The 16,714-nt window shown below is 47.1% G+C and carries 16 protein-coding genes; 6 read left to right on the forward strand and 10 right to left on the reverse strand.

Annotated features, from left to right (window positions below):
• Positions 1-56: 56 nt before the first annotated feature.
• The 10 genes from QBE55_04130 to dnaA all read right to left on the reverse strand — a co-directional run bounded on the left by QBE55_04130 (position 57) and on the right by dnaA (position 12,535).
• Positions 57-1,775 (reverse strand): glycosyltransferase, encoded by a 1,719-nt coding sequence (locus tag QBE55_04130; GenBank protein ID WZL79354.1) that lies wholly within the window; start codon positions 1,773-1,775, stop codon positions 57-59.
• 7 nt (positions 1,776-1,782) lie between these two features.
• Entirely contained in the window at positions 1,783-2,448 is a 666-nt protein-coding gene (locus QBE55_04135; protein ID WZL79861.1) for a phosphatase, read from the reverse strand.
• 518 nt (positions 2,449-2,966) lie between these two features.
• Entirely contained in the window at positions 2,967-3,458 is a 492-nt protein-coding gene (locus tag QBE55_04140; protein WZL79355.1) for a GAF domain-containing protein, read from the reverse strand.
• A gap of 107 nt (positions 3,459-3,565) precedes the next feature.
• On the reverse strand, positions 3,566-6,229 hold the full coding sequence (gyrA, locus tag QBE55_04145; protein WZL79356.1) for a DNA gyrase subunit A: 2,664 nt from the start codon (positions 6,227-6,229) through the stop codon (positions 3,566-3,568).
• Between the two features lie 48 nt (positions 6,230-6,277).
• On the reverse strand, positions 6,278-8,191 hold the full coding sequence (gene gyrB, locus QBE55_04150) for a DNA topoisomerase (ATP-hydrolyzing) subunit B (GenBank protein WZL79357.1): 1,914 nt from the start codon (positions 8,189-8,191) through the stop codon (positions 6,278-6,280).
• Positions 8,188-8,487: a DUF370 domain-containing protein gene (locus QBE55_04155; GenBank protein WZL79358.1), complete on the reverse strand. Its 300-nt coding sequence runs from the start codon at positions 8,485-8,487 to the stop codon at positions 8,188-8,190. Before QBE55_04155 ends, gyrB begins: the two co-directional genes overlap by 4 nt.
• 41 nt (positions 8,488-8,528) lie before the next feature.
• Positions 8,529-9,662, reverse strand: a complete 1,134-nt coding sequence (gene recF / locus QBE55_04160) for a DNA replication/repair protein RecF (GenBank protein ID WZL79359.1) — start codon at positions 9,660-9,662, stop codon at positions 8,529-8,531.
• Between the two features lie 18 nt (positions 9,663-9,680).
• The gene (yaaA, locus tag QBE55_04165) at positions 9,681-9,890 is read right to left on the reverse strand and encodes a S4 domain-containing protein YaaA (GenBank protein WZL79360.1); all 210 of its coding nucleotides are present in this window, start codon (positions 9,888-9,890) and stop codon (positions 9,681-9,683) included.
• Positions 9,891-9,934: 44 nt separating this feature from the next.
• The gene (gene dnaN, locus QBE55_04170; GenBank protein ID WZL79361.1) at positions 9,935-11,038 is read right to left on the reverse strand and encodes a DNA polymerase III subunit beta; all 1,104 of its coding nucleotides are present in this window, start codon (positions 11,036-11,038) and stop codon (positions 9,935-9,937) included.
• 165 nt (positions 11,039-11,203) lie between these two features.
• The gene (gene dnaA / locus QBE55_04175; GenBank protein ID WZL79362.1) at positions 11,204-12,535 is read right to left on the reverse strand and encodes a chromosomal replication initiator protein DnaA; all 1,332 of its coding nucleotides are present in this window, start codon (positions 12,533-12,535) and stop codon (positions 11,204-11,206) included.
• 500 nt (positions 12,536-13,035) lie between these two features.
• On the opposite strand from dnaA, the gene rpmH reads away from it, so the two are divergent.
• From rpmH to mnmE, 6 genes are all read left to right on the forward strand, one after another.
• Entirely contained in the window at positions 13,036-13,170 is a 135-nt protein-coding gene (gene rpmH, locus QBE55_04180) for a 50S ribosomal protein L34 (GenBank protein WZL79363.1), read from the forward strand.
• Between the two features lie 53 nt (positions 13,171-13,223).
• The gene (rnpA, locus tag QBE55_04185; GenBank protein WZL79364.1) at positions 13,224-13,571 is read left to right on the forward strand and encodes a ribonuclease P protein component; all 348 of its coding nucleotides are present in this window, start codon (positions 13,224-13,226) and stop codon (positions 13,569-13,571) included.
• On the forward strand, positions 13,568-13,777 hold the full coding sequence (yidD, locus tag QBE55_04190) for a membrane protein insertion efficiency factor YidD (protein ID WZL79365.1): 210 nt from the start codon (positions 13,568-13,570) through the stop codon (positions 13,775-13,777). The genes rnpA and yidD overlap by 4 nt, the downstream gene beginning before the upstream one ends.
• 20 nt (positions 13,778-13,797) lie before the next feature.
• Positions 13,798-14,601, forward strand: a complete 804-nt coding sequence (locus tag QBE55_04195) for a YidC/Oxa1 family membrane protein insertase (protein ID WZL79366.1) — start codon at positions 13,798-13,800, stop codon at positions 14,599-14,601.
• Entirely contained in the window at positions 14,598-15,215 is a 618-nt protein-coding gene (jag, locus tag QBE55_04200) for an RNA-binding cell elongation regulator Jag/EloR (GenBank protein WZL79367.1), read from the forward strand. The genes QBE55_04195 and jag overlap by 4 nt, the downstream gene beginning before the upstream one ends.
• 111 nt (positions 15,216-15,326) lie before the next feature.
• Positions 15,327-16,706, forward strand: coding sequence for a tRNA uridine-5-carboxymethylaminomethyl(34) synthesis GTPase MnmE (mnmE, locus tag QBE55_04205; protein ID WZL79368.1), 1,380 nt, complete (start codon positions 15,327-15,329; stop codon positions 16,704-16,706).
• Positions 16,707-16,714: the final 8 nt, after the last annotated feature.

The following is a 16,714-nucleotide window of genomic DNA, read 5'->3' on the forward strand; positions in this document are numbered from 1 at the left end:
ATCACTTCAAAAAAATTTTTAAAAATAGAAAATTGCGTTGCGGAGAAAAAAAGAGTTTAATGAATCTCACTTTTCTCCATATTCAAAACACAGGGATTATACGCCTCCGATTGGGAAGTCCCGGCGGAACGCTCCACAGTCTTACAGCCATGTCTGACGATGAACTCCACAATCTCCCGGGCTGCCCGTACATTCCGGAATGCAAACTGCCGGTTATAGATCTCACGAAGCTTTTTGCCATTCTGAGCAAGCAAATCCGATATCGCATCCGGAACTTTTTGGGGATCCATACAGACCACTCCCAAATTGTGATGCCGGACGTACTCCGGATTTTTTTCTTCCTGTCCCCTCAATGCATCCACAACAATAATGGGTTTGCACAGATTAACTGCTTCCATTACCACGTTGGGACTTCCCCGGACAATGAGAATATCCGCTTCCATCATGTACTTTTTCATATCTTTCGTGAATCCGTGAATCCGAACACGATGACCCGTGGTATCCCCAAACTCCTTCTCCAGCTCTTCCCTCAGGGATGCCTTGCTTCCTGCAAGGACAGAAATGCGACAGCTACTGTGATCCAGAATATTTCGGACAATGCTCATAATCCGTTTGGATCCCTGGCTTCCGTTCACCAACAGGACAGAGGCTCCGTTTTTGGATATCTGATCCGCATCCCTCGGAGCAGAGGGGAAAGGTACGCAAAAGTCCTCGCGGACCGGAAAATCAACAAGCTGTAATTTTTCTTCCGGAAGTCCAAGGGAGAGCATGGTGCATTTGGACTCCACAGAAGGACACATGGTATAGGCTGACCTTTTATCCGCCCACATACCGGAAACGTTGTCCAGATCTGCAATCAGAGGAAGCACCGGAATGTTTACATTTTCCCGCTCCAGAACATTCAAAACTGCGCTGATAAAAACAGCATGAACAGGAACAATTACATCCGGTTTGATTTCCTCAAGCCGGCGAATCAGTTCCTGTCCTATGCTTTTTGTTACAAATGTATTGATCATGCCGGGATAACGATTGGCTATCTGATAAAGAAAGCCCCATAATGCAGGAAAATTGACGATGATCGGATTGTAGAGCCGACCCATCAGATCCATGAATTTTCCTCCAAGGGAAAACCCATCTATCACAGTGATCTTCAATCCCGGATATTGCTCATGAACCTGCTCCACCAAAGCCTTTGTGATACTTTTATGGCCCTGGCCGGTATCCTCCGCGGAAAGAAATACAATGCCGCCTCCTTCTCCACCAGTATTCGTACGGTTCTTCTTCTCTTTTTTTCTGCTTTTCTTCACTCTGTTCCCCTCACTGTTCTCAAGAAATCGGATGATACGCGGCCGGTTGTAACGTTGAATGATGACATATGGCAGATTCAGGCCAAGTGCCAGAAAAATCATAAAAAAGGTCTCCAAAAAACTACTCCAGATTCCGAAAAGGAAAGAGGACAGAATAATTCCCCAGTGCGTCAATTCCGCACGGCAGGATTCCAGAAGATATTTTTGTATATGCTTCTCATCGAACGATGCAATATGCTTTCTGGAAAAAATAGGCTTTAAAAAATCGCTCAGCTCCGGCAATTGATTTTTCCAATTCCTTACTTTCAATACCCGCTGATAGACTTCTCCTCCATCTTCCCACTTTTTATCCTTATAAATCCAATTCTGGTAATCTAATATAGATTTAGGAAACTTAAGGGAAAGAAACGTGTTTGCAATCGACAATAAAATAAATAGAAAAATATTATCGGAAAGTGCCGCTTCCATGCCCTTTTCACTCCTTTATCTGGATATAGCGATCCCAGCTGTGTTTTCTGATTGCGGGCAATACATACAGCGGAATGTAAAATACCATTCCGGTTACAATCCCCCATCCGACATCCATAACAGAATGCTGTTTGATAAACACAGTGGACAGGCATATCAGTATGGTTAAGATGTGGGATGCAAGCCTCCCGTTCCTCTTCTCCCTTGCAAAGTCTTCCGAATGCTGCAGGGCCGCATTCACCGCAATGGAGTTAATCACATGCACGCTCGGACATACATTGGTCGGCGTATCCGTGGCATATACCATTCTCACCAAAAGAGAGAAAGGATCCTTTTTGGTAATGACCGGCCTCATATTCTGTGCATTGGGATAAATCATATAAACGATATAGGCAATGGACATCCCACCTGCCAGAAAGATAAGCAGTTTATAAAAATCCCTTCGGGAATGTGTCCCGGTGAATATCACTCCATATACAATATATGGAAACCAAATCAGATACGGAATAACGAATTCCTTGACAAACGGAACCCGGTCATCCAGGCTCACATGTATCATATATTTTGGAACAAGGGTCTTCTCCAAATATTTAAACCATATCAAAATCGGAACTAACAAAAGCAGACTGTAAAAATACTTATGCTCCGATAGAAACTTCCGAAAGTCCCCCATTGTTTTCACAAAAATTATCCCCCGTTTCATCATCACTCCGGGAAGTTTCCTTCCCCGGCCAAATGGATCTGATAAGGCCACTATATATTATATATATATCTGTCAATTTACGCAATGATTCATTAATCTTCTGCGCAGCAGGATGATGATGCATGATCCGTATTTCAGGGGAAAGCCTCCATTTTCGTTGCTCTTATTTCTGCCGTGTCCTCTGCCCGTTCCCATGATAAGCATAAAATTCGACAATTGTTTCAAAAATCCTTCCGGAGCGAAAATTTCTTCCTATAAGAAATTGCCTTCGAAAACGTCCCGACTTCGCCAATTATTCACAATTTTCTGTGGATAAGTACAAGTTATCCACAGCCCATTCCGAGATATTTTTCCTTTTTTTATTCATCCCCATGTTTATCCACATTATCCACAGCCTAATCAGCACTTTTTCCACATATATTACAATTTTTTTACTCATATATAAAATAATGGGATCCGCTTAAAAAATTAAAACGAAGCCCAAATATTTACGAACTTTTCGTATTTTGGACAAAACGACGGACAAACTCCTCCAATCCTTCTGCATCGATCCGGTCAAACCGGCTTTTCTCCGGACTGTCGATATCCAGGACTCCTGTCAAATGATTATTTTGATGAATGGGAAGCACAATCTCCGACCGGGAGGAGGAATCACAGGAAATATGGCCGGAAAATTGTCTGACATCCTCCACAATCTGTATTTCCCCTTTTTCCGCCGCAGTACCACAGACCCCTTTCCCCATGGGAATACGAATGCAAGCCGGCCGTCCCTGAAAAGGGCCCAGGACAAGCTCTCCGGACTGATACCGATAAAACCCCGCCCAGTTGATATCCGGCAGATACTGATACAGCAAGGCAGCTGCATTGGCCATATTTGCAATCTCATCCGATTCTCCATCCAGCAAACCGTACAGACAGGTATTCAATTCTTCGTAAAGCTCTTTTTTACTGTCCGCAGAGAATTTTGAAGCTTCAGACATATCCTGTAACTCCTGTTCCATGTATATTCTTATCGTACCTGTATCCGCACGATCTGCCAGCTATATCCTTTCGATTCAGCCATGGGAATCCGGCTCTTTATTTCCCGTCATTCCGGATCGTTGGGATCGTTCTTTTCGTCATTTTCCTTTTCCCCGTCTTTCTCCTGCCTGTCGTCCGGTTCCTGTGCCCGGTCCAGAAGCCGTTTCAGGGAATCGTCCTTCTCCCCGCTGAACGGCATCCGTGGTGCAGACTGCGCCCCCTGGGAAGAATCCGTCTCCCCTGTCCGATCTCCGCTGTCCTCATTGGCAGGACGTTCTTCCTCTTCATCGTCCTCCTCACTTTTCTTTGCTTTGGCAACGGATACAATGGAGTCCCCTTCCTCCACCCTCATCAGGGTGACTCCCTGGGTATTCCGACTCAATCGGGATATTTCATCTGTTCCAATCCGGATGATGACGCCTTCCGAATTGATCATGATCAGATCCTCTTCTCCGGAAACGACCTTCATCGCTGCAAGTTTTCCGGTTCTTTCGGTGATATGCATGGTAAGGATGCCTTTTCCGCCCCTGGTTTGAATACGATATTCTTCTGCAGGAGTCCGCTTTCCAAACCCGTTTTCGCTGATCGTCAGTACGTCCGCATCTTCCCTTACACGCTCCGTATCCATAACATAATCCCCATCACTCAATTCCATACCTTTTACACCCATGGCAGTTCTTCCCATGGACCGGACATCCTTTTCCGAATAGCGGACCGAATAACCTTCATGGGAAGCCATGAGGATCTCCTGATTTCCATCCGTCAGTAAAGTACGGATCAGCTCGTCCCCTTCCCGGAGGGATATGGCAATGATCCCGCCTTTCCGGATATTTTTAAAGTCCTGCAGGGGAGTCTTTTTCACCAGACCGTTCCGTGTCGCCATGAACAGATACCGATCCTCCGCAAAATCCTCTTCCTTCAATGGGATAAAGGCCTGAATCCGTTCTCCGGGTACAAGCTGCAGCAGATTGATAATGGCAGTTCCCTTGGCCTGACGTCCGGATTCAGGGATCTCGTAGGCCTTCATGGCATACACCTTTCCCATGGAAGTAAAGAACAAAAGGGATTGATGGGTCGAAGTAATGAACAGATCCTCCACAAAGTCTTCTTCCCTGGTATGCAGGCCGGTAATCCCCTTTCCGCCTCTTCGCTGGCTCTTATAGGTACGAAGCGGCGTTCGCTTGACATAACCGTAATGGGTCAGCGTGATCACAACATCATGTTCGTCAATCAGATCCTCCATGTCTATTTCATCATCTGCCGCAACGATCTCCGTTCTTCTCGGATCATTGTATTTGTCCTTGATTTCCAGCATCTCCTTCTTGATAATGCCAATCAGCAGATGTTCATCGCTCAATACATCCTTCAGATGCTTTACTGTCTTTTCCAGCTCCGCATATTCCTCATTTATTTTTTCCCGCTCCAGTCCGGTCAGTCTCTGAAGACGCATATCCAGAATCGCCTGTGCCTGCTTTTCCGACAGGCTGAAATTCACGATTAGTCCTTCCTTTGCAGCCTGGCCGGTCCGGGATCCTCGGATCAGGGTAATGACCGCATCAATATGATCCAGGGCAATGATCAGGCCTTCCAGAATATGGGCACGTGCCTCGGCTTTGTCCAGATCATACCAGGTCCTCCGGGTGACAACATCCTTCTGATGATCAATATACCGCGACAGGATCTCCTTGATATTCATCACCTTGGGCTGTTTCTGATCATCGATCAGGGCAAGCATGATCACACCAAAAGTATCCTGCAGCTGGGTATGCTTGAAGAGATAATTCAATATGATATTCGGATTGACTTCCTTTTTGATCTCAATGACAATGGACATGCCATTGCGGTCAGACTCATCCCGGATGTCGGATATCCCCGTCACCCTTTTTTCCTTGACCAGGTCGGCAATCTTTTCAATCAGCCTTGCCTTATTGACCTGGTAGGGAATCTCATGCACCAGTATACGGGACCGGTTATTGGGCATTTCCTCGATTTCGGTTTTTGCACGGACCACAATGCGTCCCCGGCCGGTCCGATAGGCCTGGCGAATCCCTTCTTTGCCCAGAATCAGGCCGCCTGTGGGAAAATCGGGACCTTTGATATATTGAATAATATCATCCAGATCCGCATCCGGATGATCCATCAGGGCAATGGTCCCGTCAATCACCTCTCCCAGATTGTGAGGAGGAATGTTGGTGGCCATCCCCACTGCAATACCGGAGGAACCATTGACCAGCAAATTCGGAAATCTTGCAGGCAGCACCACCGGCTCCTTCAGGGACTCATCGAAATTCGGCATGAAATCAACGGTTTCCTTCCGGATATCCCGCAGCATTTCCTCCGTAATCTTTGCCATTCTTGCTTCCGTATAGCGCATGGCAGCCGGGGAATCCCCATCCACGGATCCAAAATTTCCATGGCCGTCCACCAATGGATAGCGAATGGAGAAATCCTGTGCAAACCGTACCATGGCTTCATAAACCGCACTGTCCCCATGGGGATGATATTTGCCCAGCACATCACCGACAATCCTTGCTGATTTTTTGTAGGGCTTATCAGCCGTCAGACCCAACTCATTCATGGAGTACAGAATGCGCCGGTGCACCGGTTTCAGCCCGTCCCTTACATCAGGAAGTGCCCGTCCCACAATGACGCTCATGGCATAATCAATATAGGACTTTTTCATTTCCTCTTCCAGATTTACATCTATGATTCTTTTTTCCAACGGTTCCATACCAGTTATTCCCCTTTATCGTAAAATCCGTGCTGCCGTCCAGAACTCTCAGATATCCAGATTCTTTACGAACTTTGCGTTGGATTCAATGAAATCCCGCCTCGGTTCCACCTTATCTCCCATCAGAATATTGAAAATCTCATTGGCAGCAACAGCATCCTCCAGATTTACCTTCAGCACCGTACGGGTATCCGGATTCATGGTGGTCTCCCAAAGCTGCTCCGGATTCATCTCTCCCAGTCCTTTGTATCGCTGCAGTTCAATGCCTTCCCGTCCGATTTCATTCAGAAGCTTTTCCAGTTCCTTGTCGGTATAAACATAATATTCCTTTTTATTCCTGGTTACCTTGTATAAAGGCGGCTGGGCAATATAGACATAGCCGTCCTCCACCAGCGGCTTCATATAGCGATAGAAAAAGGTCAGAAGCAGTGTGCGGATATGACTTCCGTCCACATCAGCATCCGTCATGCAGATAATCTTATGATAACGGAGCTTGTCCCCATTGAATTCATTGCCGATCCCTGCACCGAATGCCGTGATCATTGCCTTGATCTCCGCATTGGCCAATACCCGGTCCAGCCGCGTTTTTTCCACATTGAGGATTTTGCCCCGAAGCGGCAGAATCGCCTGAAACTTGCGTTCTCTGCCCTGCTTGGCAGAACCGCCGGCAGATTCTCCTTCCACAATGAAGATCTCACACTGTGAAGGATCCTTTTCCGAGCAGTCCGCCAGCTTTCCCGGCAGGGAAGCGCTTTCCAGCACACTTTTCCGCCTGGTCAGATCTCTGGCTTTTTTGGCAGCGGAACGGGCCCGGGAGGCACTGAGAGCCTTTTCCACAATGATCTTTGCCTCCGCAGGATGCTCCTCCAAAAAAGCAGATAATTTTTCAGAAAGAATATTATCCACAAACCCACGGATGTCACTGTTGCCCAGCTTGGTCTTGGTCTGCCCCTCAAACTGGGGCTCCATCAGCTTGACACTGAGGACAGCTGTCAGGCCTTCCCGGGTATCCTCCCCCGAAAAATTGGAATCTCCTTCCTTCAGGACATTGGCTTTTCTGGCATAATCGTTGATGACCCGGGTCAGTCCGGACCGGAACCCGGAAAGATGCGTTCCCCCTTCCGGAGTCTCGATGTTGTTTGCAAAGCAAAAGATATTTTCCATATAGGAGTCGTTGTACTGCAGGGCTATCTCCAGGGAAGCATCCTCCTTTTCCCCAGTAATATAAATCGGCGGATTATTCAGTACTTCCCTGTTTTTATTCAGATATTCCACAAAGGAGACAATCCCGCCCTCATAAAAGAACGTATCGGACAAATCGTTCCGTTCGTCTTCCAGAAGAATGGTAATGCCTTTATTGAGAAAAGCCATCTCCCTCAGACGGCTTTTCAGAACATCGTAACTGAAATTCAGGGTTTCGAATATCTGATCGTCCGGTTCAAATTGAATAGTAGTGCCGGTTTCCTCCGTGTTCCCTATTTCCTTTAAGGAGGTTTTTGTAATTCCATATTCAAATCGGAGCAGATACTCCTTCCCTTCCGTCCGGATGTGCACCACCATCCATTTGGACAGGGCATTCACCACAGAGGCACCTACCCCGTGAAGACCTCCGGATACCTTATAGCCTCCGTGGCCGAATTTGCCGCCTGCATGCAGCATGGTAAAAACAATTTCTGCAGCGGAAATGCCATATTTGGGGTTGATCCCCACCGGTATGCCCCTGCCGTTGTCGGCTACCGTAACGGAACAGTCCCTGTGTATCACCACATGGATCCGGTCACAGAAGCCGGCCAATGCTTCATCGATACTATTGTCAACAATCTCATATACCAGATGATGAAGGCCCCTGGCATTGGTGCTGCCAATGTACATTCCGGGACGTTTTCGGACGGCCTCCAGTCCTTCCAGAACCTGTATATCAGACTCGTCATAATGGCTGTTATTTTTTTCCTGCGTTGTCACTTGAAATCCTCCTTGTCTTCGTCCATCATCAATACGACATCTTCCGGATATTCGCTTCTCCTCAGCAGGGTCTCGGAAGAAATCGGAGAAAGAAACAGTACTGTCTTTTTATTTATTTCAGCCAGTATCAAAGATTTTGGAGGATCATCGGATAAATATTTTACAAAACCTTTTTCTTTGGCAGTTTTGATGAATTCCCTGTTACTGTCTGACTGCATGGCAGACTTCATGCTCATTATTACAATCACATCCTCTACCGGTGCGACTGCATCTCCACCCAGGTGCAATATCATCATTCATCCTTCCTTCTGATTCCACCCTTATATTATACCCTATTTTACGTCTGAATAAAAGGGCCGCCCTCTTGTGGAACCGCTGATCCGGAGCGGATTTGAAACACCTGACTGTCCCTGCCCCGGATTTCAGGAAACTGGTTTTGGTCGGTGACAGCAATAAATGTCTGCACTTTTCCGATATATTCCAACAGCATTCTCTGCCGGGTGGAGTCCAGTTCTGACATGGCATCGTCCAAAAGGAGAAGGGGATACTCCCCTGTTTCCCGGAACATAAACTCCAGCTCCGAAAGCTTGAGGGACAGAACCGTAGTCCGTTTCTGCCCCTGGGAGCCAAACAGCCGCACATCCATGCCGTTGATATGAAACAGGATATCGTCTCTGTGACAACCCTTGCCGGTTCGTCCCTTTGCAATATCCTCCTTTTGACGGATTTCCAGTTCCCGCAGGAAATTTTGACGGATTTCCTCCAAAGCAGCGTTCTGATAAGGGATGGAGGAACGATAAACAAGGGACAGCTGCTCCAAACCGCGGGATATCCGATTGTGTATCTCCTGAGCGATCTTTTGCAGGGAAATATTGAAGGCATGCCGCTGCAGGATAATAAAACTGCCGGCCTCCGCCAGCTGCTGATCCCATACCGGCAGGGTTTTTGCAAGAGAAGGATTGCTCTGGATTTCCTTCAGAAGATTGTTACGTTGATTCAGAATACGGTTGTACTGTTGAAGATAATAAAAATACTTTGGTCGGATCTGGGACAGTTCCATGTCCATAAACCGCCTGCGTTCCACAGGACCTTCCTTTACCAGCTTCAAGTCCTCCGGTGAAAAAATAACGGAATTCAGATGCCCCATCAGCTCTCCCAATCGATGAATGGGCTCGCCGTTGATCCGGACCCTCTTCTTTTCATGGGCACGCAGGAGAATATCAATGCTGCTGTCTCCCAGCTTCCGATCCACCTTTGTCCGGACAAGGGCTTCCTCCTTCTTCCACTGGATCATCTCCCTGTCTTTGGAAGTTCGATGGGAACGCCCGGTGCAGGATAAAAAAACAGATTCAATGAGATTGGTTTTCCCCTGCGCATTTTCGCCAATCAAGAAAATCAAATCAGAAGGAAAGGAAAGCTCCGTATGATCAAAATTGCGGAAATTCCGGAGAGTCAGTTCCCTGAGATGCAATTTGACGCACTTCCCCTTTTACCCGACAAGGAAGCTCCCGATTCCTTCCACTTCCACCGTGTCTCCGGAATGAATTTTCTTTCCCTTCCTTCGCTCTGTCTCACCATTTACCTTCACCAGGCCTTCCGCAATAATCGTTTTTGCTGCTCCGCCGGAGTCCACGGCATTTGCCAGTTTGAGCAGCTGGTCCAGCTTGATAAACTCCGTATGAATTGAAATATGTTCCATATCGTCCTCCTTCTGACTTTTTCATTTGATTTCGATTTACTTCATTAGCTGTAAATTCTTACCGGAAGTAAAAGGTGAGTGTAATAATGGTCCTTGATGGGCCGAATCACACAGGGACTTACATTTGTTGTAAAATCAAGTCTTATTTCAGGATCATCAATTACTTTGAGCATATCCATGAAATAGCGGGCGTTAAAAGCAATTTCCAGCTCTTCCCCTTCCAGCAGAATGGGAACCTCCTCGTAAACCTGGCCGGCCTCGGAATTGGAGGTAATCATCATCTTCTGATCCTGGATGTTCAGCCGGATCAGATTGTTTTTCCCTTCCCTGGCAATTAGGGAGGCACGTTCCATACTGGAGGTCAGGATTTTGGTATCCACCTTTACCCTGGTCCTGTAATCCTCCGGAATGATCTGTGAGTAATTGATATACTCCCCTTCCAGAACACGGGATATGATCCTGGTATAACCAAGATCGAACAGAACATGACGCTCCGATATGGTAATACTGACCTTACGGTCATCTTCCGGCATGATCTTTGCAATTTCCCCCAGGGATTTTCCCGGAATAATCACCCGAACGCTGTCATGCGGAGTATCCATTACCCCTCTGCGCAGTGCCAGCCGGTATCCGTCCAGACAGACCATGGTGACATCCTTCCCGTCGACTTCCAGCAAAGCACCGGTCAATATGGGACGGGCTTCATCCACGGCCACGGCAAAGGTTGTCTGCCGGATCATGTCAATCAGAAGCGTTTTGGTGATCTCAATGGGCTGGTTTTCAGTAATATCGGGCAGGGCAGGATATTCATCCGCAGAAAAACCCTGGAGGGTAACGATGGAGTTCAGGCAGGTGATTTTTACATTGTTGTTGGCAAGCACGGAAAAATCAATTTCCGCATCCGGAAGCTTCCGGACGATTTCCGTCAACAGTCTGGCTGGCACCACAACGCTGCCTTTTTTTTGAATGGTTGCCTCCATATGGTTTTCGATACTCAGATTCAGGTTGGAACCCGCCAGTTTGAGTACATCGTTTTCCGTTTCGATTAATATGCCTTCCAGAGCGGGAATGTTGCTGCGGGTGGATACGGCACTTTGAACGGTGAGGATGGACTCCAAAAATTTTTTTTGAGAACAAGTGAATTTCATGGAATACCTCCTGTTGTAGTTGAATATAATAGTTAATTCGTAGTAATAGTAGTAGAGCCTGTGGAAATGTGAATGATGCTGTCGAATAAAGGAAGCACCCCAAAATGCCTGTGGATATCAATGGGGATATCTTTACCCGATCCGGGCAGTTCATCCACAGCCCTGTCAGTTTTCCCGGATCTGTCTGATCAGTTCATTGATCGTACGTTTCATCTGCAGGTCCTCCTTTATGTCTGTTGCAACCTTGTCACAGGCATGGATGACGGTGGTATGATCCCGTCCGCCAAACAGATCGCCGATTTTCGGAAGGGAAAGATCGGTCATCTCCCTGCAGAGGTACATGGCAATCTGCCTTGGATAAACGATGGGACGGCTGCGTTTCCTGGACTTCAGATCCTCCATTTTCAGCTGATAATGATTCGAAACCACTTTCTGGATTAATTCCGGCGTAATTTTCTTTGGCTGCCGGCTGGAAATAATATCCTTAAGAGCTTCTTCGGCGATGGATACATCGAGAGTACTGTTGGTCAGGGAAGAGTAGGCCATGATGCGGGTCAGGGCACCTTCCAGCTCACGGATATTGGATTCGATCCGTTTTGCGATAAACTCCAGGACATCGTCGTCCACTTCGAGATTCTCCAGCTCTGCCTTTTTTTTCAATATGGCAATACGGGTTTCCAGATCCGGCGGCTGGATATCCGTGATGAGGCCCCATTCGAACCGGGAGCGCAGGCGGTCTTCCAGGGTGGGGATCTCCTTCGGGGGGCGGTCGCTGGAAATAATAATCTGCTTGTTGGCTTCGTGCAGGGCATTGAATGTATGGAAGAATTCCTCCTGCGTACTTTCTTTTCCGGCAATAAACTGGATATCATCGATCAACAGAACGTCCACATTGCGGTAACGGTTTCGGAAGTCCACATTTTTATTGGTTTGTATGGAATTAATTAATTCATTTGTAAATTTTTCGGAAGTAACGTACAATACTTTCGCCTTTTTGTTCTGAGAAAGAATATAATGACCAATGGCATGCATCAGATGGGTCTTGCCCAGTCCGACTCCGCCGTAGATAAACAGCGGATTATAAGCTTTGGCCGGCGCTTCTGCAACTGCCAGGGAAGCGGCATGGGCAAAACGATTACTGTTCCCGATGACGAAGGTGCTGAACGTATATTTGGGATTCAGGAGACTGTTGGTCTCATTTTCCTCCGAATCCGGCTGATCCGGTTTGTCCATGTATTTGTCCGCTTCACTGGTCAGAACAAAGGTCACATAATAGGTACGGGACACGACCTGCTTTACTGCATCGGATATCAGGCTGGTATATCTGCTTTCCAGAATACTCTTGGTAAACCCGTTGGGAACACAGAGATAGAGCTGGTCTCCCTGGATCGATATCGGCTCGATTGCCTTGATCCAGGTGTCAAAACTGACGTCTGTAATCTCGTTGCGTACCAGCTCAAGAGTTTTCTGCCAAAGATCCATTAAATAATTGTCCATGCGAACCTCCTATGTAATTTCAAGCGGAAAATAAGAACAAAAGTGCTGTACAACAATTGGCCTGCACAGCATGAAATATTTTTCAGTCAGTATTTTCAGTACAATGTGAATAAGGCCAGGATTCCTGGAGGACTTATTCACAAGATTAAAATAAATCATTCACATTGTCAACATGCTGCCAATGAAACACGTGACAGGGAATTATCCAACATACGACAAGTTATGCACAGCCTTATCCACAAATGTGTATAACTCTTGTAATGAAATCTACTATTATTATAGTTTAGAAGTTATCAACAGTAAAGCACAATTCTCAAAATATCTGTGGATTATTTAAGGTGCCTGATTTTCTTGACACATGCAAGCAGGATGACTTATAATACTAACATAGCAAAATGCCGTTTTTCCTTTCTATAAATGCTTTATGAATGCAATAAAAAGCGAGGGAAAGGGGAAAATGGAATAGTATCCTAATATTGAGCAGAAAGGGGATGTGCAGAATGAAACGGACTTATCAGCCAAAGAAAAGACAGAGAAGCAAGGAGCACGGATTCCGGAAAAGAATGAGCACCAGGGACGGCAGACTTGTACTGAAGAGAAGAAGACGGAAGGGCAGGAAAAAGCTCACAGCGTAAGGCCGCTATTCGGTGGCCTTTTCTATCATCAAACCCTTTCTGGAGGCAAATGGTTGGATAAGAAACACCGGCTGAGAAAAAACAGGGATTTTCAATACACATATAAAAAGGGGCGTTCTCTGGGACATCCCTTGCTTGTAATGGTTTTCCGCAAGACCAGGCGGCCGGAAACCAGAGTCGGTTTTTCCATTAACCGAAAATTCGGGAAAGCGGTGGAACGGAATCGGATCAAGCGTCAGCTGAGGGTGATCGCAGGATCCCGGATCCATCAGATAAAGCAGGGCTTTGACATTATTTTCGTAGTCCGCAGAAAAGCAAAAGAGGCATCCTATCAGGATCTGGATATTGCGGTATATCATCTCCTCAAACGGGGGAGATTGCTTGGGGGACGGGAAGAATGAAGCACATCCTTTTATTTCTGATACGGGCGTACCGTAAAATAATTTCCCCTGCATTTCCTCCCAGCTGCCGTTTTATTCCAACTTGTTCCGAGTATTCCATGCAGGCTATTGAAAAATATGGGTCATTCAAGGGGACAGTTCTCTCCCTGCGAAGAATTCTGAAATGCAATCCCCTGCACTCCGGCGGATATGACCCATTAAAATAAAATACGGGGGTAACAAGCATATGAACTTTCCAATCCTATTGATGAATGCCGCTCAAAAAGCCGCCAAACCAGGCTTATGGGGTTCATTTGTCAATTTTCTGAGCAGTATTCTGGAAGGGATCAATTTCATAACCGGCAAAATACCGGAGCCGTTTGGAGGGTATGGCCTGGCCATTATCCTGTTTTCCATCCTGATGCGTCTGATTCTTCTGCCTTTGGATCTGAAATCCAGGAAATCCAATCAGCAGATTCAGGATATCCAGCCGGAAGTGGATGCCATCAACAAAAAATATAAAAATGATCCGGATAAAAAGAATAAAAAGACCATGGAGCTGTATCAGAAACATGAGATCAATCCCATGGGCGGATGTCTCCCGATGCTGCTTCAGTTTCCCCTGTTCTTTGCGATGGTCGGTGCATTGAACTCCATCTCAAACAGGGAAGTTGCGAAGGGATCCATTGATGCCTTTTTGTGGATCAAAAATATCTGGCAGCCGGATTCTCCTCTGAAGGCCCTGACCGGGGAAGCCATTGGGATGTTCGGGAAGGGATTCAACGGCTTGTTTATTCTGCCCATATTGGCGGGGGTAACATCCTATTATCAGATGAAGATCACCCAGCCACCGGACAGCGGTAATAATGCGAACCAGCAGATGAAGGGATTTACAGCCATCATGCCGATTATGTCCGTATGGTTTTGTATGATGTATACGGCTTCTTTTGCAATTTATTGGGTAACGACGAATGTGTTTCAGATTGTACAGCAGTTGATTCTGAAGAAACGAACTCCGTCTGCAGGAAAGGAAGGTGACCGGAAGAAATGAAATCAGTGATTACAACGGGCAAAACAGTGGAAGATGCCGTTCTGGCAGCTGCAATCCAGCTGGCGGTACAGAGGGACAAGCTGGATATCGAAGTTCTGGAAGAGCCGGTAAAGGGCTTATTTGGTGTATTTGGAAACAAGGATGCCAGAATCCGGGCGTCTGTCATCCGAACACCAAAGGATATTGCCAGGGAATTCCTGACGGAGCTGCTGGCAAAAATGAACCTGGAAGCAGAACTGGACATTAAGGAAACGGAGGATCGGATTTCCATTTATGTCATCGGGCCAAAAATGGGAGTGCTGATCGGACATCGGGGAGAAACCCTGGATGCCGTACAGTATCTGACCAGCCTGGTTGTAAACCGCAATACCGATCAATACAAACGGGTCACCATTGATACGGAAAATTATCGTAAAAAACGCGAGGAGACGCTGGTAAAACTGGCGAAGCGTCTGAGCCATAAGGTACAGAAAACAAAACGGAAAATTGTACTGGAGCCGATGAACCCTTTTGAAAGAAGAGTGATTCATTCCACCTTGCAGAAGGATCCTTATGTCAGCACCCATAGCGAGGGTGAGGATCCTTATCGTAAGGTTGTCATTACCCTGAAGTAAATGTCATACAAAACGAATCGATGGAATGGGAAAAGCCCGGTAGAAATACTGGGTTTCCTTTTTTGGAAGGCATGCAATCCATTATGTTGGAAAAGGAAGGATCGGGAAGATATGCAATTGGAAGAAACCATAGTGGCCCTGGCGACTCCGCCGGGAGAAGGTGGAATCGCCGTGATCCGGCTAAGCGGTTCGGAATCCCTGGGGATTGTTCGCACTCTGTTTGTGACAAAAAAGAAGAACAAACTGCGGGAGATCCGGCCAAGGTATTTTTACTACGGTTATATTGCGGATGAAAAGAACCATCCTGTGGATGAAGTCCTGATGGTCTATATGAAGGCACCGCATACGTACACCCGGGAGGACGTGGTGGAAATCCATTGTCACGGGGGAATGGTACCGGTAAGGAGAATTATCGGGCTGGTCCTGTCTGCGGGAGCACGGCTTGCGCAGCCCGGGGAATTTACAAAGCGGGCTTTTCTGAACGGGCGCATCGACCTTGCCCAGGCAGAAGGTGTTATGGAGCTGATCTCTGCAAAATCGGATGAGGCGGCGAGAATTTCCCTGGAACAAATGGAGGGAGCCCTGTCTGGAAAAATCCATGCCCTGCGCCAGGAACTGCTGGATTTGCTGGCTCGTATTGAGGTCACTGTGGATTATCCGGAGGAGGATATTGAGGAGCTTCTGACAGAAGAAGTCCGCGGGAAGCTGGACCATGCCCGGTCACAATGCAGGCAGCTGCTTGCCTCTGCCGATCAGGGAAAGCTGATCCGGGACGGGATCCGCGTTGCGATCATCGGGAAACCCAATGTGGGTAAGTCTTCCCTGCTGAACGCCCTGGTTCGTCAGAACCGTGCGATTGTAACCGATGTTCCCGGGACCACAAGGGATGTCATTGAAGAGTATATCAATATCCGGGGGATTCTGGTGCAAATCGTGGATACGGCGGGAATCCGGGAAACCACGGATGCCATTGAGAAAATCGGAGTGGAGAAAACAAAGGAACGGACGCAGACAGCGGATCTGATTTTACTTTTGCTGGATGCCTCCCGGCCGTTGGAAAAGGAAGACATTGAGATCTTGAAATGGCTGAAGGATCGAAAGGTGCTGATTCTGCTGAATAAATCCGATCTTCCATCTGTGATAAGGGAAGACGAAATACGAAAGATTTCCGAAAGCCGGATTATCAGGACTTCCATGACGGGTGGCACCGGTCTGACGGAAACAGAGGATAATATTGTCCGTCTGGTGGAATCCGGCCGTCTTGGGCCGAAAAACTCCGCTGTGATCCTGAACAGCCGGCACAAGGAAGTTCTGCTGCGGGCTGACAGGGATCTGGGGGAAGCGTTGTCCGCTCTGGACTCTTCGGTTCCTCTGGATATGGTGACCATAGATATCCGGAGTGTTCTGGAGGCGCTGGGGGAGATTACGGGAGAAAGTGTGACAGAGAATTTAATTGATAAAATATTTTCGGAGTTTTGCGTTGGAAAGTAGGAAAAGGA

This window comes from Eubacteriales bacterium mix99 (assembly GCA_038396605.1).
GTDB lineage: Bacteria > Bacillota > Clostridia > Caldicoprobacterales > DTU083 > UBA4874.